Consider the following 22,257-nt stretch of genomic DNA (forward strand, 5'->3'; position numbering starts at 1 on the left):
TAGAAAAGACTACAATTGACTCATCAAACTGTTAATAGCTTGGTCTGCCAACTGTTCTGCTTTTTGCAAGCTTTGTCCGAGTTGAGCATACTCAGGTCGTAAGGAATGAAGGTATTTTGCGCTAGTGCTTTTATACCCTTGAATTCGGCGTTCATTGCGTCCCTCATTTCGTCGGTAGGTTTCATGATGGCGATTAATTGCTGTTTGATGATTACCGATTTTTTGCAGTTTATCGTAAGCTTTTTTACTGGCTTTACGTTTACGTCGGGTATCTTTTTCTAACTCAGTTAATGCGTCAGCCTCTTCCTCGGTAAACGCGCGTGCTTCTTCTACAACGGGTACAGCGCGATAACTTTTCCAGCTACCAGGAGAATCTGGAGTAATAGCGTTTTGAGCAGATTTAGAATGTACAGAATTAGCGTCTAAGTTTGAGTGTTTACCGTCTACAGGAGCGATATTACCCCCGTTAAAATCATCACCTTTAAAGAATCCTAACATTTGTGTAAACCCTTAATGAATGAGTGTTACACTGATAACTGATAACTTAATCTAGCTTAATCAATTAACCATTTAATAATGGCTGTTGTAGGGTTAATTTCTATTTCAGCAACTTTGTTGATAAACCAACCTGCTAGAAAAAACCAGCCCAAAAAAAGGCAGAATAACGGAATAAACCAAGGTAACAGGTAATCAACAATTCCGGTAGGTTTATTCATTGCGCTACTAACACCTCAAACAACATCCGTTCTGATTCTTCTAGTAACCCTAAATAGATCGCTGCGGTAGATTCATCAGGGGGGTCTTTCTGCATTTCTTCTAATGCGCTTAAAGTAACCCCGTTATCCACATAACCCGTCATTTTCGCGATTAACTTGTCACGGTATTCGGTGGGTTATTTTTATAAAGGGAACCTAACCCCTCTTGAATCACCGTTACACTGATAGAGTATTAATTAGGTTAATCATCTAACTGGTAGATGATTTTTAACATTGCCTTAACCGATGGATCATTTAAATCAAAGCCAGATGATTCAAGTTGAGTTTTAACGATGTCTAAAGTTAACGGTTGTTTTTTTATTGTGCTGTTAATAATATCTAACTCAGTTTTTAAGTTTCTACGCTTTTTGTATGTACCTTGGTTAGTGGTTTCTGAATGACCCATTAATCGACTTCTAATCGATGTGTTTATTCCGCACATTTCTAATAACTGATTATATAAATGTCTAAAAGCATATTTTTGTGTTATCGGACATTTATAACTTTTCATTCTCATATCATATAGATGATCAAAGCCAGAAGCTATAGTTTCAGGTTTACTGTCAGGTTTGGGATTATAAATTGGCAGTAACGGATCTCTGATTCTTAATTCTTCCCATAAATGCTTTAAGGGTACTGGATTAATAACTCTAAAACCTGTTTTAGTTGACGTACCAAAATAAGTAAACTCACCGACTACAATTGTACATTCTGGGTTATTAACGCTATCAGTTATTGGATGTATCGTTACTCCATCTTTTGTATACGGTTTATCTAAGTTTTTAATAGCTGTTACTTCACTCGGTCTTAACCCGTATAAAACACACATAGCAGAAACCCATAGCCATGATTTTTTACTTAGTTTTCTATCTTCCCTGTCTAAAAATTCAATACTGCTATACGCTTCTTTGTACCAGCTTAAAAACTCATCTAAACTTATTGATTGCTTTTCTTTAAACTTAGTTTGAGTAGCATTAACGCTTTTTATCTGCTTAAGTAGTTTAGTGTTGTTAGGGGTTAATTCAGCTATTGCTAACATCGTGGTTTTAGCATCTTTAAAACTTTTAGTTCCTTGCTCTAAAGTAAACCAGATATTTTTTAACTCTTCCCAAGTTGGGTATGTGTCCCAGTTTGGGAACATATCAAAAATAACACCATACTGTCTTCTAAAACTTGCGATATCTGATGCCCCTCCTGGTTTATTAATATCTCTCTCTCGTTTTCTTCCTGTGTTACGGTGTCTACCTTTGAAAAAGTTATCCTCTATTTGCTTGAATATCTCCCGATAAGTTACGAGATCGTTCTCAATAATATTTTTATCTATTATCTCTACTCCATACCAATCCCAAAAGTCAGATGACGTGGTAAACCGTTTTAATGCTTCTGACACTTGGTAGGCTTTATCAACAGCCTCTAGGATGCCCTTTTCGGTGAATTGAACATCACAAGCTCTACTTGTTCTCTTGCTAGTAGAAGGATCTATGAACTGAAGGAATAATAGTCTGTTATCGTGTAGCTTCAGACTCACCCCTCTAGGACATTCCTTCCTTTTGCGGTTGTAGAATGTGATTAGATCGCTTAATTGGTTGTATGTACCGTTACTCATTATTTGCTCATCCTTTAACCGGGGTTTGGTATTGAGCAACTCTAAGTAACGCAGTTATAGGGGTTGTAGCTTAGTTGGTGGGTTCGAGTCCCCTCGTCCGCTTCACTTCGCTAACCTCATGAATGGAATATTCTCTAACTGAATTACACCCACATCTTTATAACGGATCTAGCGTTAATAATTCACAGTTCAGGGGAGCGAATGAATATTTATGATGATTAAAGGAACTACGAAACTATTAGGGGTGATTGGTTATCCCATTGAACATTCGCTTTCTCCGGTGATGCAGAATGCGGCGATCGCCCATTTGGGTGTAGATTATGTTTACCTTCCTTTTGCCATTTCTCCCCCTAATTTAAAAACCGCTCTTGAAGGATTTGCCGCCATTGGTGTACAAGGATTTAATGTGACAATTCCTCACAAACAGGCAATTTTACCCTTTTTATCCGAGGTGACAACCTTGGCCCAATCCGTGGGCGCGGTGAATACGGTTTGGTGTACTCATAACGGTTGGAGTGGTACAAATACCGATGTTGTAGGGTTTCTTACGCCCTTAGAAGTGTATCATCAACAGTGGAATGATAAAGTTGCAGTCATTCTTGGCTATGGCGGGGCGGCGAGGGCGGTTGTGGCTGGATGTGCAGAATTAGGGATAACGGAAATTTATATTGTGGGTCGTGACCCTCAGAAATTAGCGACTTTTCAACACAGTTGGATCACCTCTCCCTTAGCAATTAGCGTTAAAACCTGTCCTTGGGATCAATTATCCAGCTTACTTCCTCAAACCGACTTACTGGTGAATACGACCCCCGTGGGAATGTATCCCCACGTTGAGGAGTCTCCCGTTGAAGCATCGGTGATGGACAAGATTAAATTGGGTGCGATCGCCTATGATTTAATTTATATTCCTCGAACGACTGAATTTTTAAATTTAGCCGCCGCTAGAGGTGCGATGATTTTAAATGGACTACCCATGTTAATACAGCAGGGAGCCGCCGCTTTACAATTGTGGTTACAGCAACCTGTTCCTGTTGAAATCATGCGTCAGTCTCTACAGCACTATTTAGAGTCCTAAAAAGACTCAACCTTTACGTCAATTTTGGGTTTGATCGCCCTTTTTATAGTCTATGAAATTCAGAACTTTATCGGTTATTGTTGGCGCCTGTTTCTGGTTCTTAATTACCAGCTTTTGGACTCCTCCCGCTTGGGCTTTGATTCCCATTCAACTCCAAGATTTAAGTTATAAAGATTGTCCCCCTGAATTGGCAGAAGGTGCGGTTTCCAGTGGTTCAAGTCAAGATGCTTACTGTTTTATTATTACGGGAAAAGCTAATAATACATCGGGGAAAGTCGTTGTCGATGCTGATATTTTTGGTCGGATTTATGATGCAACCAATAATCCCGTAATGCAAAATCGAGGACGTTTAGGAAGCATTGATACTGTTCCTCCAGGGATTAGTGATTTTGAATTTAGAATTTCAATTCCCTCTAACCTGGAACCACCTTTACAACTCAAACAATTTAAAGCCTCTGGTTTTAAAAATCGGATTGGTCGATAAACTCGACGAACACCCTTATTCTAATTTTTTCATTTGGAACTGGGCATCTTTATAACCCCCGGTTAAGCCTTGTTCCAAATAGAGTTTTCCCGCCTGTTCAAAATCGCTAATTGCACCGCTTTTATCCCCAATTTCAACCCGAACTAATCCCCGACCATAATAGGCGCCTGCATAATTAGGTTTCAGACGAATGGCTTGAGCATAATCGGCGATCGCTTGATCATAATTTTTCATTTTAACATAAACTTGAGCGCGATTTCCATAAGCTTCAGCATCATTCGGATTAATATTAATACCGCTGGTATAATCAGCAATTGATCCTTCATAATCTTGAGCCGCAAAATGAGCTAATCCTCGATTACTATAAGCTTTATAATCATTCCCGGTCAGTTCAATTGCTTTTGAGCAATCTTCGATAGCTTTTGAATAATCTTTGAGGTTTAAGTAGGCAATACAACGGTTATTATAAGCCACTTCATTAGGACTGCGGTTAATGGCTTCAGTACAGTCTGTAATCGCTTGATTATAGTTCCATAAATTAATATAAACGCTACAGCGATTAGCGTAGGCTTCGGCATTATTGGGATCGAGTTGTAAGACGGTATTATAATCTCCTAAAGCGCCTTGATAATCTCCTAAATGAAATCTTGATCGACCTCGATCATAATATCCAATCGGGTTTTTAGGTTCGATCTGAATAGCTTGGGTATAATCAGCCATTCCTCCTTGTAAATCCCCAGATTTTACCCGTGCAGTTCCTCTGGCGCGATAAGCTTTTGCTTGTTCAGGTTGCAGTTTTAAAACCGTATTATAATCTTGGATGGCATTTTCATAATCTTCCATCTCATAATAAACTAAACCTCTTTTATAGAAAGCATCTCCATCTTGAGGTTGTTGTTTAATGACTTGATTAAAATCTGCTAAAGCTCCCGATAAATCCTTGAGATCATAACGGGTTAAACCTCGATTGAAGTAGGCATTTGTATAGTTAGGATTGAGTTCAATCGCTTTGCTATAATCTGCTAAAGCTTGATCAAATTCGTTCAAGTCATAGTAGGCATTAGCCCGTTTATGATAAAATTCGGGATTACTAGGATTAAGTTTGATCGCTTGATTAAAAAATCGAATTGCCCCTTTAGAATCTCCATTTTCTGCTTTTTCCACCCCTTTTTTAAAGGCATTTTCCGCCTTAATTGGATCGGGACGATTGGCAACTTGCACTACTCCAAAAATCACGATTAAACCGACTAAGCCCGTGGTCGTGATCGCTATAATTTTACCCCATTCAATCGGTGGTTTTTCCTCTTGATAGATGGGAAAATTTTTTAACTTATTAATATTAAACCCTGAACGTCCTGTGGCTTTTCTTAAATCATCTAAAACATCAATCACCGTTGCATAACGTTTGCTATAATAAGGATGAACCATTTTATCAATCACATGGGCTAATCCTGGACTGACTTTGGCATAATTTCGCCAACTTAATTCTCCGTTATTCGATAAGCTCGGATCTTGTAATTTGGGTAAATCAGACGCTTCTAACCCAGTAATCGCTTGAATGGCAATCATACCCACAGCATAAATATCACTATTATATTGGGGATGACCTTGGAACTGTTCAATGGGCATATAAGAAGGCGTTCCGGTGGCTATGGTTCGCAACGCTTGTCCATTTCCATCCGCAAGTCGGGTACTGGCTTCTTTGACCGAACCAAAATCAATTAAAACTAATTTATCATCAGATTTACGGCGAATTAAATTAGAAGGATTAACATCTCGATGAATCACTTCGTTTTCATGAACAAAAACCAAAATTTCTAAAATATCTTCAATTAATAAAATCACTCGTTCTTCTGACCAAGGATTTCCCGGAACTAACTCCTTCATCAACGGATGCCCACTGACAAATTCTTCAATCAAATAAAATTGATTATGATCTTCAAAATAAGCTAATAATTGGGGAATTTGATCATGTCGTCCCAACCGTTCTAGGATTTCTGCTTCTTGACGAAATAACCGCAACGCCGTTTTTAAGACATTAGAATTATTACTCGGCGGACGTAATTGTTTAACCACACATTGGGGATGACCGGGACGACGGGTATCCGCAGCCAGATAGGTTTGTCCAAAGGCTCCCGAACTTAAGACTTGTACAATTCGATATCTTCGATCTAACAGTTGACCAATCATTTCCATAATTAGTAATCAGTAAACAGTAATCAGTAAGCGGTTAAGCATCTAAATTTCTGATTCAAAAATCTTTATATATAAGTAGTGCCAGCGTCCTTGCTTACTAAATTATAGGCTATAAATGTCTACACAGCTTAATCAGTAATCAGTAAAGTTAAGAATTATCAAGCCCATTCTTAACCCTTAACTCTTAACTCTTACACTGATAACTGATAACTGATTACTGATTACTGATTATGTCACAACCAACGATAGAATCCATTTTGCAAGAAAATCGGTTATTTGCACCGACACCAGAGTTTTCCCAGAATGCTCATATTAAAAGCTTAGAAGAGTATAAACAACTCTATGAAAAAGCCAAAGCCAACCCGGAAGCGTTCTGGGCAGAATTAGCGGAAACAGAACTGCATTGGTTTCAAAAATGGGATCAAGTGTTAGACTGGCAGCCACCCTTTGCTAAGTGGTTTGTTAATGGCAAAATTAATATTTCTTACAATTGTTTAGATCGCCACTTAACAACCTGGCGGAAAAATAAAGCCGCCTTAATTTGGGAAGGGGAACCGGGTGACTCTCGCACGTTAACTTACCTGCAACTGCATCGGGAAGTGTGCCAAATGGCTAACGTTCTCAAACAGTTAGGGGTTAAAAAAGGCGATCGCATTGGCATTTATATGCCCATGATACCCGAAGCAGCCATCGCCATGTTAGCTTGTGCGCGAATTGGAGCCCCCCATACCGTTGTTTTTGGCGGGTTTAGTGCTGAAGCCTTAAAAGATCGCTTAGTCGATGCAGAAGCTAAACTGGTGATTACGGCCGATGGAGGTTGGCGCAAAGATGCCATTGTCCCCCTCAAAGAACAAGTGGATAAAGCCATTGACGCAGGGGCGAAGAACGTTGAGAACGTTTTAGTCGTGCAGAGAACCGCCCAAAAAATTAATATGGAACCGGGACGAGATCATTGGTGGCATGATCTCAGACAGGGAGTATCCGCCGACTGTCCCGCCGAACCGATGGATAGTGAGGATATGCTGTTCATCCTCTACACCAGTGGGACGACCGGGAAACCCAAGGGCGTTGTCCACACCACAGGGGGATATAACCTCTACACCCACATCACGAATAAATGGGCATTTGACTTACAGGATACGGATGTTTATTGGTGTACGGCCGATGTCGGTTGGATCACCGGACATAGTTATATTGTGTATGGGCCGTTATCCAATGGGGCGACAACGGTAATGTATGAAGGAGCTCCCCGTAATTCTAACCCCGGTTGTTTCTGGGATGTGGTGGAAAAATACGGGGTGACGATTTTCTATACCGCACCAACCGCTATTCGGGCGTTTATGAAGATGGGCGAACATCATCCCAAGTCCCGTAATTTATCGTCTCTGCGCCTGTTAGGAACCGTTGGAGAACCCATTAACCCGGAAGCTTGGATGTGGTATCATCGCGTGATTGGAAACGGCAATTGCCCCATTGTGGATACTTGGTGGCAAACGGAAACGGGTGGGTTTATGATTACACCCTTACCCGGAGCCACTTCGACTAAACCCGGTTCAGCAACTTTACCCTTCCCTGGAATTTTAACGGATATTGTGGATACGGAAGGAAACCCCGTCACCGATGACAGTGGGGGGTATTTGGTGGTGCGTTATCCCTGGCCGGGAATGATGCGGACGGTGTATGGTGATCCCGATCGCTTCCGCCGCACCTATTGGGAATATTTGAAACCGAAAGATGGCGGAAACCTTTATTTTGCAGGGGATGGAGCCCATCAAGACCGAGATGGTTATTTCTGGGTCATGGGTCGGGTGGATGACGTGATCAATGTGTCGGGACACCGTTTAGGGACGATGGAAATTGAGTCAGCGTTAGTCTCCCATCCGGCGGTGGCTGAGGCTGCGGTGGTGGGGAAACCCGATGAAATTAAGGGTGAGGATATTGTGGCGTTTGTGACTTTGGAGGAAGGGAAAGAAGCCTCTGATGAGTTAGCCAAGGAACTCAAGAAGCACGTTGTCAGCGAAATTGGCGCTTTAGCTCGTCCTGGGGAAATTCGGTTTACGGATGATTTGCCTAAAACCCGGTCTGGGAAGATTATGCGGCGGTTATTGCGATCGTTGGCATCGGGTCAGGAAATTACCGGAGATACCTCTACGTTACAAGATCGGAGTGTATTAGAAAAATTGCGCGGTGGGGCGTAGACAGTTATCAGTTATCAGTTATCAGTATTAGGGGTCGATGAGGGCTTTACAACCCTCACCTCCCATTCAGAACCGTGCTTGCGACTTTCACCGCACACGGCTCCTAGTCTAGTTGACTGTTATCATCAGAACATCTGGTTTATGATTGAGTTGTAAGACCCATCAGTTGCCGTTTTGATATCGTGACAATGGCGATGTAATAGTTGCAGGTTCTTATATTCGTTTTTCCCGCCTAAAGATGTAGGATGAATATGGTCGATTTCTACAACATCTTCTGGGGTAAAATATTGTCCACAGAAGTTACATTTACCTTTTTGCTTTTTGAGCAAAGTTGCTACTCTTTTAGGTACATCAAAAGATGTTCCTTTTCTTGTACTCCAGTAAGTCCAGTTTCCATCATAAGGTGATGCGTCAGGTCTTACAGTTACATGGCGGGTGATAGGTATTTCTGCATGGGTTAGTAGTTTATACCCGTCTTTGGTTTCAAAACTCCATGCCCTATTCTCGTTTTTTCTGAAGTAGTTTTTCAGTTTTTTGTAACTTGCTTTACCGCATCGGCTGACTGTCCATGCTCTTAATCTTTGCCATGTAACATAGTCTAATGAGGAGAATGTTTCTTTGGAAACAACTTTGGAATGGTAGTTACACCATCCTCTTATGACTGGGTTTAGGTTTTTGATTAATGCGTGTTGGGGTGCAGTTTTGTGGGTTTTAATTACTTCCTTCACCTTATCCGAGTGAGCTTTGATTGATTTCTTACTAGGTTTGATTAAGGTTTTAAAACCTAATAATTTGGGTTTTTGACTTCCGGTTTTACTAGAATGGTGTTTACCAACTGGATATTGCCGGAAGTTCCAGCCTAGAAAGTCGAATCCTGGTTTTACCTTTTCGCCGTTTATTTCGATTTCTCTTAATGTGTGGCAAATTCGGGTTTTGGCTGGTTTCAGTTCTAATCCGATAGGTTTTAACCATTCTTCGATTTCAATCATGCACTGTTGAATAATTTCTAATTGTGGACTTACCACGATGAAATCATCGGCATATCTAATGACTAGGGCTTGAACACGGTATTTCTTTTTTGGAAATTTATGTTCAATTAGTCTAATCATTCCATCCAGTGCGATGTTAGCGAGTAGAGGACTGATAACACCTCCTTGTGGTGTACCTGCCTCGGTTGCCTCAAATATGCCGTTGTCCATTACTCCAGCTTTCAACCATTGTCTGATTTGGGCTTTTATTATTGATGGACAATCAATTTTGGACAGTAGGTAATCATGATTAATCTGGTCGAAGCATTTTGAGATGTCAGCATCTAGGATGTAATATTCCCCTTGTTTGATGCTATGGAAGACTCGTGACATTGCGTCATGGGCAGAGCGTCCGGGTCTAAACCCGTAGCTTTCACCCTCAAATCTGGCTTCCCATTGTGGCTCTAATGCAGATTTCACCAAGGCTTGCCTTACTCTGTCGTTTATAGTTGGAATTCCTAGAGGTCTTTCCTCACCGTTGGGTTTGGGTATCCATTTCCTTCGGAGTGGTTTTGCCTTTTGGTATTTATTCAAGTTTTGGGCAAGTTCTAATCGTTGTTTGGGTGTGATGGATTTAACCCCATCTATCCCGGATGTCTTCTTGCCTTGATTATCTTGAGTTACCCTTCTAATTGCTAAGAGTTTGGCGTAATATGACTTGACTAGAAGTTTTTGGAGCTTCCGAGCTTTTGCATTTTGTCCCGATAATGATGCCTGGTAAATTCTCTTTTGCAGCTTAAATACTACCCGTTGAACTTTCGCCCAATTGATAGTATTCCATGCAGTCGTAGTCTTGGTTATACTCGTTTTCACCGTTTTAACTGCTAATTAAAACCTTACCTAACAACTAAACCGGACTCCATGGGCATATCTTAAACATTACGTTTAAGCATTAGCTTCAGAATCCATCTCTCGCCCTCATAACATACGCTTTAGATTTGTAGCTACCTAACAGTATTCGACCTCTGTAGGAGTATACGAGGGGTTTTAACGTTCCTTGGAAATGGGTTTATTGCCTTTAGAATCATCCTATCCGCCGAGGTACTTTTGGGAGTCTTAGTAAGTGTTGAACTGAAATACTTACCTTTTATAGAAGTATCGTTGAAACTTCCATCTTTTCCCTTTGTTCTTTTGAACGCAGCGTAATCAAGTCAATTTCGCTACTTTATTATAACGACGGTTCAAGTCGGATGTTCACTTTCGTTATTCTTGGGCAATTGGCTAGAGAAATTACTTAGGTATTTGACTTATATCCGATTCCCCTTTACTCCCAGCTTCAGTGTTTTGATAATCAGTCTGACACTGTGGGAATTGCCGTATCTCTTTGGAATGGGCTACCGTACTTTATTGTTCGGAAAGCCGCACCATTGACTCCGAGATTGACCTTCCTTTAGGGTCACATTTCCAAAGTTAAGACAGGTTTTGATTGGATTTATTGTTGGGTTTGAATGCCCTTCTATCAATTGTCTACACCTATCTCCCTGCTTACGTTTGGGGTTTATCCCTAGACTTTGACAGGAACGTTTCGCACCAACAGTGTTAATATTGCTATGTTCCCAGGTTAACCTGGGATTTTTTATAATTGTAGGATGAGCTTGACTGAGCATTTCAATTAATAGAATGAGTGCCTTTATAAATTTAAAAATGCGTATTTCCTTTGGCCTAAAATTAGGCATTTTAATTACATTACTAACTACGGGAATTAGCACAGCCAGTCTATACTATTTTTATTCAATTACTTCTGATTTAGTGAAGCGTCAAATTGCAGGACAACTTAAAGCTGTTGGCAGTAACAGTAATTTTTTATTTAGCAAAGAAGATCGGGAAATGATCGTCAAGCTAAAAACAGAGATTAACAACCAAGCTCAATTTTCTATGGTAGATCTGCAAAAATTACCACCTGGCGGCACAATGAATAGTCTAACGTCTGAAAATATTCGTAAATTTCAGTCTACAAAAGAATTTATACGTCTCTCTCAAATTATGAGAAAAATTCTCTATGCCAGTCTAAATAAAGTAACACCGTTAAAAGACTTTTATCCACAGCCAAGATATTCAGCCACTCCCGATTCGATTGTACCTTATATTATGGTTCCAATTCCAGAGTCACCTGATCGCAAATTTCTCAAAATTCTGGTCGCACCTCATCCTGATCCAGACGGGAAGAATTGGCCAGGGAACCCAATTGGCAATCTTTATGTTTCCGATATTCCAGTCTTTGCTCTCGCTTTTAAAACAGGTGAAATACAGGTTACTGAAGATTATTCTACAGATAGTTTTTATACTTCTATTACTGGTGCTGTTCCCATTAAGGATCAACAGGGTCAAACCATTGCGGTTCTTGGCTTAGATTATCTAGCAGGAAGTAAACAAGACGAAGTCAGAAAGTTACAATATATCTGTGTCAGCATAATTACTATTACTTTTATCCTCTCAATCTTACTTTCGATTCTCTTGGCTCGTTATTTAGGGTATCCGATTAAACAGCTACAAATCGCCGCTCAAAAAGTACAGTCTCAAAATTATAATGTAACAATAGATCTAAAACGTAAAGACGAATTAGGTCAACTTGCAGAAACTTTCAATTTAATGGTTGCTGATGTGCGTAACTATGCAGAAACCCTGGAGCAAAAAGTTGAACAAAGAACCGAAGAATTAGTTATTGCTAAAGAAAAAGCAGAAGTTGCTAATCAAGCTAAAAGTGCTTTTATTGCCAATATGAGCCATGAATTACGGAGTCCTCTAAATGCAATTATTGGTTTTTCTCAGTTAATGTTACGCACCCAAAATTTACCTACTGAACAATATGAAAATGCGGCAATTATTCAGCGTAGTGGGGAATATTTATTAAACTTAATTAATAATATTTTGGATTTTTCTAAAATTGAAGCTCAAAAAACTACTCTGAATCAAAAGGATTTTGACCTATATCAATTGTTAGATGATTTGGAAGATATGTTACATTTAAGAGCGTTTAATGGAGGATTAGAATTAATTTTTGTGCGGGGAGAAAATCTACCTCGTTATATTTATGCTGATGGCGTAAAATTACGTCAAGTTTTATTAAATTTATTAGGGAATGCGATTAAATTTACATCAAAAGGTGAAGTCATTTTAAGGGTTGATAGCCTGGAAAATAAAGACAATCAAAATCAGAGTTTAAATTTTCAAATAAGCGACACAGGAAAAGGAATTTCTGAAGCAGAATTAACTAACTTATTTGAGGCATTTTCGCAAACAGAATCAGGACGAGAAGCCCAAGAAGGAACCGGATTAGGATTAGTAATTAGTCGTCAATTTGTGCAGTTAATGGGGGGAGATATTACGGTAGAGAGTGAATTAGGGAAAGGGACAACTTTTCAATTTTCGATTAACGTAAAATTAGGTCAAGAATCAACTAAAATTGAACGAATTAATCCCCAACGGGTATTAGCACTAGCACCCGAACAACCGACTTACAAAATATTGACGGTAGATGATAAACCCATTAATTGCCAATTATTAATAAAATTACTTTCCCCTTTAGGGTTTGAGATGAAACAAGCGAGTAATGGAATTGAAGCGATCGCAATTTGGGAACAATGGCAACCTCATTTAATCTTTATGGATATGAGAATGCCTGTTATGGATGGTTATGAAGCCACAAAAGAAATTAAATCCACTACTCAAGGTAATGCTACCGCGATTATTGCTTTAACTGCCAGTGTCTTAGAAGAAGAAAAAGCGATTACTCTGTCTGCTGGCTGTGACGATTTTATGCGTAAACCCTTTAAAGAATCTACCATTTTTGAGGTATTAACAAAGCATTTAGGAGTCAAATATATTTATGAAGATATGACAAATGGAAATAGTCAAACAGCAGGAATAATTAATCAATTACCTCGACTCACTACAGAACAATTTCAAGTAATGCCCCAAGAATGGGTGCTGAGATTATATCAAGCAGTTCTTGAAGCAGATGATCAGCAAATCATGAGATTAATCCCAGAAATTCCCCAAACCGAAGCTGCTTTCGCTAAAAGCTTGACTAAACTGGTGCGTCAATTTCAATTTGAGCAAATTATTGATTTAATAGAACCTCTCGTTGGGGATTATAATTAATTAGAGCGTATTTTCATCGGAGTGTATTATAAATATTGCGCGGTGGTGGGTAATTAGTTATCAGTTATCAGTGTTAATATTGCTATATTTCTAGGTTAACCTGGGATTTTTTGTAGGATAATGGGCTACTGCTTTAATGTGTTTGAGGTGTTTATTAACGGTGCACATTTTAGAACCTAAAACCTCAGTACAATCAAGTCAAGAGTATCAGAATCAATAATTTTATTGGTTATCTTCTAAATTCTAGCCAACCATTTTTCTAAAGCTAAATCAATTAAAGAGTTCAGAGATTTATAAGGAGATTTCTCTAATTCTCTTTCTATACCTGTCTTTTCTTTAATTATTTTAATATCAAGTTCAATGAGTTTCATTTCTTCATAAGTAACAGGTTTAAAAATTATAATTTTTTTGCGAATCATATCAGTTTGCTTAACATAATTATGGGTATATTTTCGAGAACATTGTAGCTGAATATATCTATTATTATAGGAAAAATAACTTAAAAATCTATTTTCTTGAGACTCATATCCATCCTTGATTTTTTCAAATAAGTTTTTTATTAATCTTTTTCTTTGATTAATCTCAGTCCCCATACCCCTCGCAACATAACCCTCAATTAATGCTTTTTCATCCCAATCTGTCCAAATTCTACCTCGACTGATTCTATCGCTTTCTCCACATTTTAAAGGAATCCACAAAAACAAGATTATATCTCCTTGAGGAAGACGGCAAAATTCAGCACAATATTTACTGGTTTTACCATTCCCATTTCCATATAAAATACTTCCTGCGCTGGAAAATTCCTGCATTCTTTTATCAAAACTTAGTAACTTTTGCCGAATTTCTAAGATTTTATTTTTTTGCTGTTCATCACTATTTTTAATCAGCTTAAAAAAGTTTTGAGATGGACTAGGGATGTCAGAAAAATTGGGTTCTTGATACGGAACTTCAACCGATGATAGAGTTTGAGTATCAATATCTTTTAAATTCAAATAAAAGTGATCAGCGTTTTGAATAACTGCAAACTGTAAAAACTGAAACTCTAGTTTATGATACTTTCGATCCGTTAAATTATCTCGATGAAATGAAGGTGCGATCGCTATTAAGTGAACAGGTTTATAATAATCAACGATTTGAGCATAAGGTTTTTCTTGTAATACCGCATCATAATAACGAGTTAACTGTTGAACAATTCCCCGATCTTCAACATTTTTTAATTCTAATATGACCAATCGTTGATCAGCATCAACCGCCAATAAATCACACCGTTGACCCTGTACAATATATTGACGATGTAAAACAGTTAAACTGAAAACAGGTTGTAAACGAGTAAATAGAAAATCCTCTAAGGTTTCCTCTCTTTCAAATTCCCATCGAGTTCCCGTTTTTCGCAAGTTGAAATAATTTAACATTGTTCAGGATGCAATTTTAATCAATTAGGATTTTATCAAAAATCAATTAATCATAAACTTCTGTTTCTGTAAAAATAGGCGGCCATAGGTTAGAAATTGATAATTCCCAACATGGAAATAGTTCGGGTAAAGTTAAAATATCTTCGTTTGCTAATATAATGGGTTCTCCTGTTAGTCGATAGACAGTAACAGTCAATTCATCAGGGTCAATTAAAATTCCCACAATTGCACCTAATTCTAAAAACTTTTTGAGTTTTTTTTCTAGTGTTTTAACTCGATCACTTTGAGATTTAATTTCTACAACTAAATCAGGAACTAATTCGGCAAAATAGCGGACACTTTGTTGTAGACGAGATGCACGAACAAAAGAAACATCGGGTGCTTTTAAGTTAGTATCGGGCATGATAAAACCCCCTGCGGAGTCAAATATTCGCCCTAAGCGACGAGGTTCAACCCAAGCGAAAAGAAAAGCAATTAAACGGACACCTATTTCGCTAGAGATAATATCTGATGGCCCCATAACGATAATTTTACCATTTTCAAGTTCTAATTGGTAATCCTGTCCAGATTCGGAGAGAGTTGCTTGTAAATTTTCTAAATCTTTTATTGTCATCAGTGCCATAAGAAAAATCTCCTTGTCTAACTGAATTGATTAATATTATATCTTGAAAGTTAGGGAAAAACTTGATAGAATGCGATCGCACTCTAAGTATTTATACTATAGATTTAGCGAAATTTCTGTAGCACAGTACGTTACTTTTTGGAAATGGGGAATGTCGGATATAATTAAGTTAATGTTATTCATGCGATCGCAAAGGCAAATATATGTTCAAAAATATTGCGGCGGATGTTTTGGGTTTAAGTGATATTGGTGCTGTCATCCAACCCAAAGACTATGACAAAGTAGATACCGATGATTATGTCATCCATGAAGAAGGGGAAAAAATCTATTTTCTAATTAAGTCAAAAACCGATGAATATTGCTTTACTAATCGCGCTTTGATTCATCTTGATGGCACTTCTGCCGTTAGCAAAAAACGCTTGTTGCACCGTTTTAGTTACAGTCACCATATCATTAAAAATGTGAAGCTAGAAACAGCAGGAACTTTGGATATGGACATTGAAATCAAATTTACTATGGGTGAACATTCCTATTCTATTGATGTTGGAAAAACTTTTATTGAAAAGCTTAAAGACTTGTATAAAGCATTAATTAAAATTTCGGAAATTCAACAGGAAAATGCGATTCATTATGAATATGCTAAAACTAGCTTAAATACAGCAACAAACGCCGTTAACCGTTCGACAACTGCCTCCGCTTTAGAAGAACAATTTAAAGCCATTAACCAGTATGCTTTTCAGTGGTTGGAACAAGCTCATAAAACTTATGTTCGGAAAGAATTTGGCGATATTTTTGAGAAATTTATTAACAATTAAAGCCAGGATGAGTTATTATAGCACTTCTAAATAGGTCGTAATATTTTATTGTAGGGGTTGGGTCTCCCAACCCTTACAGTTATTTTTCACAAATCAAAAAAGTTAAGAGTAGAGGAACGCCATCTTAATACCAAGCCTCATGATGGCGTTGATGCTCTTGTTGTCAATGAAAGTAGCAATAATGATCTAAATCACCACAATCCTTATATTTTAATTAATAAGCTTCTGTCTATTCTCTGTTATCCTCTATGGTATTATAATCAAAGCTATTAATTCTAGTGTCAAGATAAATTGTATCATTTATAACTCAAAGGAAAATTAAATATTGTGGGAACTCGAATTAAAAACTTACAAGTCACAAGAGTCGTAGATGGGGACACTATCAAAGTGTTACTCAATGATAAGCGGGAATTTTTAAGACTCGATTGTGTGGATACAGAAGAAATACTCAACCATGATTCTAAACCTCGAACTAATGCCGGAATTGCTGCGGCAGAAATGGCACAACAATATTTTACAAATGAACATGGTTTTTTAACCCAAGTTGATATTGAATTTGATGGCAATGAACCCGCAGAAGTCTGTTTAGAAAAATATCGAGATCATCACGGACGATTAATTTGTTATGTTCATAAATATGGAGAAAACTTTAATTTAAAATTAATTAAGGAAGGGTGGAGTCCTTATTATATTAAATATGGACATTCTCGCTTATATCATCAAGAAATGATGGAAGCTGAAGCCGAAGCCCAAGCTTATAATCGCATGATTTGGAATCCTCAAACCAATGAACACAGTGGGTTTAGAAACTATACAATTTTAATGCCTTGGTGGTCATTAAGAGCTTCAATTGTAGATGATTTTCGTCGCTATGGACAACCCAATGGTGTGTTATCCGTGCGTTTAGATTATCCTAAAATTTTACTCGCCGCCATGAAACAACAATGGGTAACTATTTTCTGTGATTTACAAGATGGAATTACCAAATGGATCGGGAATAGTGCTATTATTCATACGGGAACAAAAGACCACAATTTGAAATTATGGATTCCTGAGGCCACCGATGAAAAATATGCTCCCCTGGTTTATTTAATTAATAAACGGTATACCGGGTTAGGACGCGGCTATATTTATGTCAGTGGACAGGTGACGATGTATCGAGATAAACCCGAAATCACCTTAACCAGTTTGCAACAATTATCGGATTTTTGTCCGATTTTTCAGACGACAAGTTCGACAAATTCCCCGACTTTCATTTACAATAAAACCCAGAACTGATGAGGATAAAATCATGGCAAATCCCCCCAAAATTCTCGCGTTTGCTGGTAGTGCTAAGGAAACCTCTGTGAATAAAAAGTTAGTTCAAATTGCCGCAGCCGGGGCAAAAGCAGCCGGGGCAGAAGTGACTTATATTGATTTGCGGAATTTACCGATGCCCTTATTTGATGAAGATTTAGAAGCGCAACAAGGAATTCCCGCAACTGTTCGTGAATTTAAAGATTTAATGTTAGCTCACCAAGGCTTATTAATTGCCTGTCCTGAGTATAATAGTTCAATTACACCGTTATTAAAAAATGCCATTGATTGGGCGTCTCGTCCTGAACCTAATTTACCCGGATTAGCCTGTTTTAACAATAAAGTTGCAGCCCTTATGAGTGCATCTCCTGGAGGGTTTGGAGGAATGCGGGGATTAGTTCATGTTCGGGCAATTTTAGAAAGTATTGGGGTGTTAGTTATTCCTGAACAACGTTCAATTTCTAAGGCGTTTGAAACCTTTAATGAAGATGGCAATTTGAAAGATTCCCAACAACAGCAGGATGTTGAAAATTTAGGGGCAAAAGTAGCAAGTTTATTAATGAAACTTTCAGCTTAAATTGTTGTTTTGAGGTGGGTTCTTCCCACCTGCTTTGAGATTATGGCTTCTTTACCAGACGGATTTCCACAACCCACTCCTGTTGGAGTGATTGAAGTTAAACAATATCCCGCTTATCGAGGGGTAACCTATTTACATCAAGGGGATTTAACTCAAGCCACTCGCAGGGCATTTAATCCCCTATTTCAACATATTAGTAGCAACAATATTTCCATGACAACCCCTGTAGAAGCTCGGTATTTACAGGAGTCTGAATCTATCAATCAAGCCGAGGTTTCTTTCCTCTATTCTCATCCTGAAATTACCCCTCAACAAATACAATCTGATGTCAATGTCACCGATACCCCAACAATGAAAGTAGTGAGTATTGGTATCCAAGGTGCTTATACTTGGGAAAGTTATCAAATCCATTTACAACGGTTAAAAAATTGGTTAAAACAACATCCTGAATATGAAATTATCGGTTCTCCTCGTCGATTATTTTATAACTCTCCGATGACCCCTGAACATTTAAAATATAGTGAGGTGCAAATTCCAATTCAGGATTCTTTAACATAAAATATCATAATTCTTCATCATCCCCCGTAGGGTGCGTAAGCGCAAGCGCACGCACCAATATTGATTAAAAGCGATCGCTATTTTAATAATAACAACTTTTATTCATATTATTGATATTCAGCGATGCTGTTTTTGGTGCGTGCGCGGAGCTTACGCACCCTACGGGGTTTGTTATTCGTAGTTTTCCGAATTAGGGAGATCAGGAATAAGATTTTTTCCCCAATCTTGAGGATAAATTCCTTTTTCTACAAATTGGTAAAAAGTAGAAAATTGCCATTGTTCAGGAGATTCACATAAACCATGTTTGACAGGATTATAATGAATATAATTACAATGGTTAGCAAAATCTTCTTCATTCCTGATCGTATGTTCCCAAAAACGAGTTTGCCAAAGGTTACTTTCCTTTCGTTTTTGACGAGATTTTGTTAAAGGTAAATTTAAATTCAATTTTTCAGAATAATTTTGAGTCACATATTTTTTTATTTCTAAAATTCGATACGAATAATTAGAATCTCCTTCCGGTAAAGTTAAAATAAAATGAACGTGATCAGGTAAAAGAACAATAGCATCTAGGAAAAAGGGACGGTGTAGACGGACATGATTTAAGGCATTTCTTAATCCTTCCCTTCCAATTTCACTACATAACCAAGGGTAACGTTGATAAGTGACAATCGTAATGAAATAAGTTCCTCTACTAACTCTCCAACGTCTATAATTCGGCATAAATAATCTCCTTAACTCTCCCATCTCTATATATATCAATCACCCCGTAGGGTGCGTAAGCGCAAGCGCACGCACCAATATTAATTAAAAGCGATCGCTATTTTAATAATAACAACTTTTATTCATATTATTGATATTTCGCGATGCTGTTTTTGGTGCGTGCGCGGAGCTTACGCACCCTACGGATGGGTAAATTAGAAGTTAAAATAGATGAAGGTGCGAATCAAATTCCCTAATAAAAATCAAAAGATGGCTATAATTTTGCCTCAATCTATTTATTCTTCTTTCTTTGGATAGATGTTGAATCCGCTCAGATTCAATAATACTGAGGATAGGGTACAAACCCATCTATTTAATCTAGTTCCTATTAATATCCCCATGTCAAATACAGTCTTTCCTCCCCAAACCACATCCCCCAAAGAAGAAGTTTCTAGCCTCGAAGCTCAAAGTGAAATTCAGGAACTTGTTCAAGAACATAAGGCGGAATTTGATATTGATTTAGAGTTTCTTTATACCCGTGATATTGAATTTCGCCAAGAAACGATTTATTTTATTGTTGTAGATCGATTTTATGACGGTGATCCCAATAATAGCGAAGGCCCTAATCCTGAACTTTATGATTCACAACAACAAGATTGGGGAAAATATTGGGGAGGTGATTTACAAGGAGTTATTGATAAACTTGATTATTTAAAAAACTTAGGAGTAACTGCAATTTGGTTAACGCCTTTATTTGAACAAATCGAAGATTTATTCTGTGAAACGGCGGCAGTTCATGGCTATTGGACAAGCGATTTTAAACGATTAAATCCCCGTTTTATTGGTAAAGATGAAAACCCCTCTCTGAATGCAACTCAAGACACCCGCCACACAACTTTTGATCGCTTAATCGAAGAACTCCATAGCCGCAATATGAAGTTGATTTTAGATATTGTGTGTAATCATAGTAACCCCGATATTAGTGGAAAAAAAGGAATTTTATATGATGATGGAGTCAAAATTGCAGATTTTAATAATGATGAGAAGAACTGGTATCATCATTACGGAGAAGTCACAAACTGGGAAGATGAATGGCAAGTCATGAATTGTGAATTGTCAGGATTAGCCACCTTTAATGAAAATAATATTGAATACCGAAATTATATCAAATCTGCCATTAAACAATGGTTAGATCGAGGAGTTGATGCGTTACGGGTTGATACGGTTAAACATATGCCAATTTGGTTTTGGCAGGAATTTAACGCCGATATTAAAACCTACAGACCTGATGTTTTTATCTTTTGCGAGTGGATTTATTCGAGTCCAGAACAAGATCGATCTGTGGAATTTGCAAATGAGTCTGGAATGTCGATTTTAGACTTTGGATTTTGTGTTGCAATTCGTCGAGCATTAGGCGCATTTGAAGAAGCCGGATTTCACTTAATTCAAGATGTTTTAGATTTAGATCATCGCTATTATAGTTCAACGGAATTGATTACATTTATTGACAACCATGATATGCACCGATTCCAAACGTTAAATCCTGATCCTGAAATTTTGCGAATGGCGATCGCTTTAATTATGACATCTCGTGGCATTCCGTGTGTTTATTATGGCACAGAACAATTCCTCCATAATGATACCAATGGAGACGGAAATCCTTATGGAAATAATGACCCCTATAATCGTCCGATGATGGAAAATTGGGATACGGATTCTCCCCTTTATCGAGAGATTCGATTATTATCCGGTTTACGACGTTTAAATCCAGCCGTATCATTAGGAAGTCAATGGCAAAAATATATTACGCCGGATGTTTATTGTTATGTTCGTCGCTATCGAGATTGTCTGTTATTTGTAGCAATGAATCGCGGAGAAACGGTAACTCTTGAAGAAGTCGAAACCGAGTTAAATGATGGAGAACATACGGATGTCATGTCTAAGAATAAATATGAAGTCAAAGACGGAAAAATTTATAACCTAGAACTCGCTTCTAAACAAGTAATTGTTTTGTCTCAAGTTGGGGAACGTTTAAAAGCACAAACCATTGTTCGAGTCCAATTAAACGGAATTCAAACTCAACCCGGAGAACGAGTAGTTGTCATTGGGGATTGTCCTGAATTAGGGAATTGGGATATTGCCCACGCTTACCCCTTAGAATATATCAATACTAACACTTGGTTTGGGGAAATTCCTTTTAATGAAAGTGCTGGAAAATTGATTAATTATAAATATGCAATTTTACGAGAAGGAACATCCCCATTACGCGAAAATTTAGTATCTCGTCGTTGGGTTATTGCCAATGAAGGTATTGTTAAATGGCGGGATCTTTGGGCATCAGGACGAGAATCATAAATCAGTTATCAGTTATCAGTTATCAGTTATCAAGTCTCCTGCTCAGAAGTGCTATTTCTGATCTGTAATTAACAGCCGATAAGGATTTTGATTTTGTTGACGATCACCGATATAAATGTTATAATTACCTTGGGTTCCATAACCGGAATATTGTAAAATTCCACTGTTGGCAGAACCCTCTGGTAACATACAATAACGTCCGCTAGGGCCATCAATTAATAATGTAGGTGAACCAGAGGTTGTGACCATCACTCGCCAATACGGTAAATCTTCAGTAATTTCAATAATATGATTGGGGGTTTGAGCAATAAATCCGCAATCTTGACTATTAACAGGCCCTCCAGAGGTACCTGATAAGGAAAGAGAACCCCCTTGGGTCATTTGTTGGCGATCAGCCCAAGCGTTGGGTGCTAAAGCTAAAACCATCCCGAAAACACATCCCAATACAGTTAAATTGCGTAGTTTCATTTTTAAGCT

Annotated in this window: 19 protein-coding genes; 9 read left to right on the forward strand and 10 right to left on the reverse strand. The window is 38.1% G+C overall.

Annotated features, from left to right (window positions below; genetic code table 11):
* Nucleotides 1-9: 9 nt before the first annotated feature.
* From NMK36_RS21285 to NMK36_RS21300, 4 genes are all read right to left on the reverse strand, one after another.
* On the reverse strand, nucleotides 10-498 hold the full coding sequence (locus NMK36_RS21285) for a hypothetical protein (RefSeq protein ID WP_254174564.1): 489 nt from the start codon (nucleotides 496-498) through the stop codon (nucleotides 10-12).
* 56 nt (nucleotides 499-554) lie between these two features.
* Nucleotides 555-716, reverse strand: coding sequence for a hypothetical protein (locus NMK36_RS21290; RefSeq protein ID WP_254174565.1), 162 nt, complete (start codon nucleotides 714-716; stop codon nucleotides 555-557).
* Nucleotides 713-859 carry a hypothetical protein gene (locus NMK36_RS21295; protein ID WP_254174566.1) on the reverse strand — a complete coding sequence of 49 codons (147 nt, stop codon included), beginning with the start codon at nucleotides 857-859 and terminating at the stop codon, nucleotides 713-715. The genes NMK36_RS21290 and NMK36_RS21295 overlap by 4 nt, the downstream gene beginning before the upstream one ends.
* A 98-nt stretch (nucleotides 860-957) precedes the next feature.
* A complete protein-coding gene (locus NMK36_RS21300) occupies nucleotides 958-2,361 on the reverse strand; it encodes a recombinase (protein WP_254174567.1) in 1,404 nt (467 codons plus the stop codon).
* Nucleotides 2,362-2,575: 214 nt separating this feature from the next.
* On the opposite strand from NMK36_RS21300, the gene NMK36_RS21305 reads away from it, so the two are divergent.
* On the forward strand, nucleotides 2,576-3,436 hold the full coding sequence (locus tag NMK36_RS21305) for a shikimate dehydrogenase (RefSeq protein ID WP_254175215.1): 861 nt from the start codon (nucleotides 2,576-2,578) through the stop codon (nucleotides 3,434-3,436).
* Between the two features lie 52 nt (nucleotides 3,437-3,488).
* Nucleotides 3,489-3,920, forward strand: a complete 432-nt coding sequence (locus NMK36_RS21310) for a hypothetical protein (RefSeq protein ID WP_072718759.1) — start codon at nucleotides 3,489-3,491, stop codon at nucleotides 3,918-3,920.
* 15 nt (nucleotides 3,921-3,935) lie between these two features.
* Here the strand turns inward: NMK36_RS21310 and NMK36_RS21315 are convergent, their stop codons facing one another.
* A complete protein-coding gene (locus tag NMK36_RS21315) occupies nucleotides 3,936-6,116 on the reverse strand; it encodes a serine/threonine-protein kinase (RefSeq protein ID WP_083579966.1) in 2,181 nt (726 codons plus the stop codon).
* Nucleotides 6,117-6,346: 230 nt separating this feature from the next.
* Here NMK36_RS21315 and acs point away from each other — a divergent pair, with 230 nt between their 5' ends.
* Nucleotides 6,347-8,314 carry an acetate--CoA ligase gene (gene acs / locus NMK36_RS21320; RefSeq protein ID WP_254174568.1) on the forward strand — a complete coding sequence of 656 codons (1,968 nt, stop codon included), beginning with the start codon at nucleotides 6,347-6,349 and terminating at the stop codon, nucleotides 8,312-8,314.
* Between the two features lie 125 nt (nucleotides 8,315-8,439).
* Here acs and ltrA read toward each other — a convergent pair whose 3' ends face one another.
* Complete coding sequence (gene ltrA / locus NMK36_RS21325; RefSeq protein WP_367997175.1) at nucleotides 8,440-10,155, reverse strand: group II intron reverse transcriptase/maturase; 1,716 nt, start codon at nucleotides 10,153-10,155, stop codon at nucleotides 8,440-8,442.
* Between the two features lie 807 nt (nucleotides 10,156-10,962).
* On the opposite strand from ltrA, the gene NMK36_RS21330 reads away from it, so the two are divergent.
* On the forward strand, nucleotides 10,963-13,443 hold the full coding sequence (locus tag NMK36_RS21330; protein WP_254174569.1) for an ATP-binding protein: 2,481 nt from the start codon (nucleotides 10,963-10,965) through the stop codon (nucleotides 13,441-13,443).
* A gap of 236 nt (nucleotides 13,444-13,679) precedes the next feature.
* Here the strand turns inward: NMK36_RS21330 and NMK36_RS21335 are convergent, their stop codons facing one another.
* Entirely contained in the window at nucleotides 13,680-14,855 is a 1,176-nt protein-coding gene (locus tag NMK36_RS21335; RefSeq protein WP_254174570.1) for an endonuclease NucS domain-containing protein, read from the reverse strand.
* Nucleotides 14,856-14,901: 46 nt separating this feature from the next.
* Complete coding sequence (locus NMK36_RS21340; protein ID WP_254174571.1) at nucleotides 14,902-15,477, reverse strand: Uma2 family endonuclease; 576 nt, start codon at nucleotides 15,475-15,477, stop codon at nucleotides 14,902-14,904.
* Between the two features lie 203 nt (nucleotides 15,478-15,680).
* Here NMK36_RS21340 and NMK36_RS21345 point away from each other — a divergent pair, with 203 nt between their 5' ends.
* From NMK36_RS21345 to NMK36_RS21360, 4 genes are all read left to right on the forward strand, one after another.
* Nucleotides 15,681-16,292 (forward strand): PH domain-containing protein, encoded by a 612-nt coding sequence (locus NMK36_RS21345; RefSeq protein WP_254174572.1) that lies wholly within the window; start codon nucleotides 15,681-15,683, stop codon nucleotides 16,290-16,292.
* Nucleotides 16,293-16,619: 327 nt separating this feature from the next.
* Nucleotides 16,620-17,570: a thermonuclease family protein gene (locus tag NMK36_RS21350; RefSeq protein WP_190517203.1), complete on the forward strand. Its 951-nt coding sequence runs from the start codon at nucleotides 16,620-16,622 to the stop codon at nucleotides 17,568-17,570.
* A 13-nt stretch (nucleotides 17,571-17,583) separates the two neighbouring features.
* Nucleotides 17,584-18,165 carry an NADPH-dependent FMN reductase gene (locus NMK36_RS21355; RefSeq protein ID WP_254174573.1) on the forward strand — a complete coding sequence of 194 codons (582 nt, stop codon included), beginning with the start codon at nucleotides 17,584-17,586 and terminating at the stop codon, nucleotides 18,163-18,165.
* Between the two features lie 42 nt (nucleotides 18,166-18,207).
* Complete coding sequence (locus NMK36_RS21360) at nucleotides 18,208-18,723, forward strand: heme-binding protein (RefSeq protein ID WP_199314039.1); 516 nt, start codon at nucleotides 18,208-18,210, stop codon at nucleotides 18,721-18,723.
* A 171-nt stretch (nucleotides 18,724-18,894) separates the two neighbouring features.
* Here the strand turns inward: NMK36_RS21360 and NMK36_RS21365 are convergent, their stop codons facing one another.
* Nucleotides 18,895-19,446 (reverse strand): REP-associated tyrosine transposase, encoded by a 552-nt coding sequence (locus NMK36_RS21365; protein ID WP_254174574.1) that lies wholly within the window; start codon nucleotides 19,444-19,446, stop codon nucleotides 18,895-18,897.
* Between the two features lie 378 nt (nucleotides 19,447-19,824).
* Here NMK36_RS21365 and NMK36_RS21370 point away from each other — a divergent pair, with 378 nt between their 5' ends.
* On the forward strand, nucleotides 19,825-21,780 hold the full coding sequence (locus tag NMK36_RS21370) for an alpha-amylase family glycosyl hydrolase (RefSeq protein WP_254174575.1): 1,956 nt from the start codon (nucleotides 19,825-19,827) through the stop codon (nucleotides 21,778-21,780).
* A gap of 51 nt (nucleotides 21,781-21,831) precedes the next feature.
* On the opposite strand, the gene NMK36_RS21375 is transcribed toward NMK36_RS21370, so the two are convergent.
* A complete protein-coding gene (locus NMK36_RS21375) occupies nucleotides 21,832-22,248 on the reverse strand; it encodes a hypothetical protein (RefSeq protein ID WP_072718549.1) in 417 nt (138 codons plus the stop codon).
* Nucleotides 22,249-22,257 lie beyond the last annotated feature (9 nt).

Origin of the sequence: Planktothrix pseudagardhii, from assembly GCF_904830925.1 — a bacterium.
Lineage (GTDB): Bacteria > Cyanobacteriota > Cyanobacteriia > Cyanobacteriales > Microcoleaceae > Planktothrix > Planktothrix tepida.

What these genes read in the sequence shown, in the direction of transcription:
- NMK36_RS21285 (WP_254174564.1), bottom strand. Translation starts at nt 498, where the DNA reads ATGTTAGGATTCTTTAAAGGTGATGATTTTAACGGGGGTAATATCGCT.
- NMK36_RS21290 (WP_254174565.1), bottom strand. Translation starts at nt 716, where the DNA reads ATGAATAAACCTACCGGAATTGTTGATTACCTGTTACCTTGGTTTATT.
- NMK36_RS21295 (WP_254174566.1), bottom strand. Translation starts at nt 859, where the DNA reads ATGACGGGTTATGTGGATAACGGGGTTACTTTAAGCGCATTAGAAGAA.
- NMK36_RS21300 (WP_254174567.1), bottom strand. Translation starts at nt 2,361, where the DNA reads ATGAGTAACGGTACATACAACCAATTAAGCGATCTAATCACATTCTAC.
- NMK36_RS21305 (WP_254175215.1), top strand. Translation starts at nt 2,576, where the DNA reads ATGATTAAAGGAACTACGAAACTATTAGGGGTGATTGGTTATCCCATT.
- NMK36_RS21310 (WP_072718759.1), top strand. Translation starts at nt 3,489, where the DNA reads ATGAAATTCAGAACTTTATCGGTTATTGTTGGCGCCTGTTTCTGGTTC.
- NMK36_RS21315 (WP_083579966.1), bottom strand. Translation starts at nt 6,116, where the DNA reads ATGGAAATGATTGGTCAACTGTTAGATCGAAGATATCGAATTGTACAA.
- acs (WP_254174568.1), top strand. Translation starts at nt 6,347, where the DNA reads ATGTCACAACCAACGATAGAATCCATTTTGCAAGAAAATCGGTTATTT.
- NMK36_RS21330 (WP_254174569.1), top strand. Translation starts at nt 10,963, where the DNA reads ATGAGTGCCTTTATAAATTTAAAAATGCGTATTTCCTTTGGCCTAAAA.
- NMK36_RS21335 (WP_254174570.1), bottom strand. Translation starts at nt 14,855, where the DNA reads ATGTTAAATTATTTCAACTTGCGAAAAACGGGAACTCGATGGGAATTT.
- NMK36_RS21340 (WP_254174571.1), bottom strand. Translation starts at nt 15,477, where the DNA reads ATGGCACTGATGACAATAAAAGATTTAGAAAATTTACAAGCAACTCTC.
- NMK36_RS21345 (WP_254174572.1), top strand. Translation starts at nt 15,681, where the DNA reads ATGTTCAAAAATATTGCGGCGGATGTTTTGGGTTTAAGTGATATTGGT.
- NMK36_RS21355 (WP_254174573.1), top strand. Translation starts at nt 17,584, where the DNA reads ATGGCAAATCCCCCCAAAATTCTCGCGTTTGCTGGTAGTGCTAAGGAA.
- NMK36_RS21360 (WP_199314039.1), top strand. Translation starts at nt 18,208, where the DNA reads ATGGCTTCTTTACCAGACGGATTTCCACAACCCACTCCTGTTGGAGTG.
- NMK36_RS21365 (WP_254174574.1), bottom strand. Translation starts at nt 19,446, where the DNA reads ATGCCGAATTATAGACGTTGGAGAGTTAGTAGAGGAACTTATTTCATT.
- NMK36_RS21370 (WP_254174575.1), top strand. Translation starts at nt 19,825, where the DNA reads ATGTCAAATACAGTCTTTCCTCCCCAAACCACATCCCCCAAAGAAGAA.
- NMK36_RS21375 (WP_072718549.1), bottom strand. Translation starts at nt 22,248, where the DNA reads ATGAAACTACGCAATTTAACTGTATTGGGATGTGTTTTCGGGATGGTT.